The sequence below is a fragment of the Pseudomonas agronomica genome, assembly GCF_025917275.1.
In the GTDB taxonomy this organism is placed as follows: Bacteria; Pseudomonadota; Gammaproteobacteria; order Pseudomonadales; family Pseudomonadaceae; genus Aquipseudomonas; species Aquipseudomonas agronomica.
In genome coordinates this window covers 1-2530 of record NZ_JAOSHO010000627.1, presented here as the reverse complement: position 1 = coordinate 2530, position 2530 = coordinate 1, and the positions used below count along the sequence as shown (strand labels likewise).

Below are 2530 nucleotides of genomic sequence, written 5' to 3'. Positions count from 1 at the left end.
AAGCCCAGCGGGGCGTTGCGATGTTTCGCTAAATCCTCTCGCCACAGTAATTCAGTTGTTTGCATTGGTGGCAGGGTGCCACAATCGCCGTTTTCGTTGCGTCACGATCAGGTGGATCAAATGGATGGCCCAAGATCTCGGAACGGCCAGGATTGCTTCATAGCCGAGCAAGTGCGAACTGACCGACTGCAACAACTGTTTCGCCAATCCGTTTCTGCGGTTTTCGGCAGTTACCTGGCTGCCATCATGCTGAGCTGGCTGTGTTGGGATCGGTTTGAGCACAGCGTTATTTTTTGGTGGCTGGCCATCCTGACCGCGTCGACACTGTTGCGTATCGCAATGTTCGTTGCCTATTTCCGCAGCGACGAAAGTAAGCGCACGCCTCAACGTTGGGAGCGCAAATATTGGATCACGCTGATGTTATCCGCTGGCATCTGGGGCGGCGGCGCGTTTGTGCTCATGCCGGCGGACGATCTGTTGTCGCAGGCGTTGGTCATGCTCTTTACGGTGGGGATGTCCGTCAGCGCGGTGTCCTGCTACTCGGCCTACCGCGATATGACCCTGGTCTCCATTGGCCTGGTGCTGTTTCCGTGCACCGCCTGGCTGCTGTTTCAACCGTCCTCGATTCAAGTCGGCATGGCCCTTTCGATCCTGGTGTTCGCGGCATTTGCGGCCCGCGCCACGCACAAAATGTCCCAGGCGCTGGAAATCGCCTTTCGACTCACCCGCGAAATGGAACAGGCCAACAGCATTTCGACCCGCGCCGCACAAACCGATGAACTGACCGGCCTGAAGAGTCGGCGGGCTTTTTTCGAGCATGCCCAGCAACTCTACAACGAGTGCAAGAGCAACCGATTGGGGTTGTGTGCGGTCATGTTGGACATGGATCACTTCAAGCATATCAACGACACCTACGGCCATCAGGTGGGGGATCAGGTTTTGCGCGAGATGGGGGTGGTGATCAGCTCGTCGTTTCGAGCGACGGACATTCACGGCCGGCTCGGTGGGGAAGAATTCGCCATTTTGCTTCCGGACACTTCAATTGAAGTCGCTACCCAGATTGCAGAACAGCTCATCGATACGATCGCGGGTTTGATGATCGAGCCTGTCCACGGCATATCAGCCAGCCTCGGTGTCGCATCGACGGGAGCTTGTAGCAAGGATCTCCACAGTTTGATGAACGATGCAGATAAAGCCCTGTATCGGGCGAAGGCGTTAGGGCGTAATCGAGTGGCTGTCGCTTAGTTGGGTTGATTTGTATTAACAGTCGGAATTCGACTGGGCCTGCCTTTGTCGATGTCGGCTACGCGGATCGAGCTTCGGCTCCAGACAGGTCTACGGAAGCTCTGATGGCATCAATTGCGTCTTGAGCGAGCGCCATAACGATCGTTGTACTGGTTTCAATCTGACTGATGATGTCTTCTCTCGGACCCTGCTTCCAGGCAGCGCTTGCGTAAAAAACTGCTTGAGATACCTGGCGATGGCTTTCGCTTTCATAGGAGCGAATCAGGTGATAGTTGTCACTATCATGTAATGAGCAGCCATAAGAAACGACATCCATGCCCGCCTCCAGGTGAAGCGGAACACTGACATCCTGCATTACTTTGTGAAAATCCAATCCCGATCCTGGCCTTAAGGTGTACGTCAGGATTTCAATAATTCGAGTCATTCCAAATATTCCATGTGGCGTTTCCACGGGAGCATCCGCGCAGTTCAGCTTACGCCATCAGGGCGAGTTGCGTTACGGCACGCGTTGGATGATCGAGAAGCCCATCATCGGCCTGTGAGTTTCCCCCCTTTGAGAGCCTGCAATTGCGCGGGCCTGCCGATTCCCTAGGCGCGTCCTTCCCCTTGCCTCACCTCGCGGCTCACGCGGGCTGGCGATATTGCAAAGCCTAAAAATAAATTTCCTTTCATATCAACTAGTTAATTCAGAGCTGAAAACTTTTTCGAAATTTAGCTTGCGCACTAATTATTCATCCGTTAACTTTATCGCAACTGGTTAGCGCGCAAACATTTAGCGCCGACCAAAACCGCTCAAACCCATCAGCAAAAGAGGAAACACCATGAACGTTCTCTACACCGCAGTCGCAACCTCCACCGGTGGCCGTGATGGCCGTGCTGTTTCCAGCGACAATATCCTTGATGTGAAACTGGCCACTCCAAAAGCCCTGGGCGGCGCCGGTGGTGAAGCCACCAACCCTGAGCAGTTGTTCGCAGCCGGCTACTCGGCTTGCTTCATCGGAGCGTTGAAGTTTGTCGCCAGCCAGAGCAAACGCAGCATTCCGGCTGACGCCTCGATCACGGCCCACGTCGGCATCGGCCAGATCCCTGGTGGTTTCGGTCTGGACATCGACCTGCACGTCAGTCTGCCGGGGCTGGATCAAGCCGATGCTCAAGCGCTGGTCGATGCGGCTCACCAGGTTTGCCCGTACTCCAATGCGACTCGCGGCAACGTCGACGTCCGTCTGCACGTCACCGTCTAACTCACTTCATCTACGAAAAGGATCTGAACATGAACACTCTCGGC

At 54.9% G+C, this 2530-nt stretch carries 3 protein-coding genes; 2 read left to right on the top strand and 1 reads right to left on the bottom strand.

Annotation, left to right across the window (positions count from 1 at the left end; genetic code table 11):
- Window positions 1–120: 120 nt before the first annotated feature.
- Entirely contained in the window at window positions 121–1245 is a 1125-nt protein-coding gene (locus tag OC610_RS25425; RefSeq protein ID WP_264431781.1) for a GGDEF domain-containing protein, read from the top strand.
- Window positions 1246–1303: 58 nt separating this feature from the next.
- On the opposite strand, the gene OC610_RS25420 is transcribed toward OC610_RS25425, so the two are convergent.
- Window positions 1304–1669: an NIPSNAP family protein gene (locus tag OC610_RS25420; protein WP_264431780.1), complete on the bottom strand. Its 366-nt coding sequence runs from the start codon at window positions 1667–1669 to the stop codon at window positions 1304–1306.
- Window positions 1670–2066: 397 nt separating this feature from the next.
- On the opposite strand from OC610_RS25420, the gene OC610_RS25415 reads away from it, so the two are divergent.
- Window positions 2067–2486 carry an organic hydroperoxide resistance protein gene (locus tag OC610_RS25415; protein WP_264431779.1) on the top strand — a complete coding sequence of 140 codons (420 nt, stop codon included), beginning with the start codon at window positions 2067–2069 and terminating at the stop codon, window positions 2484–2486.
- Window positions 2487–2530: the final 44 nt, after the last annotated feature.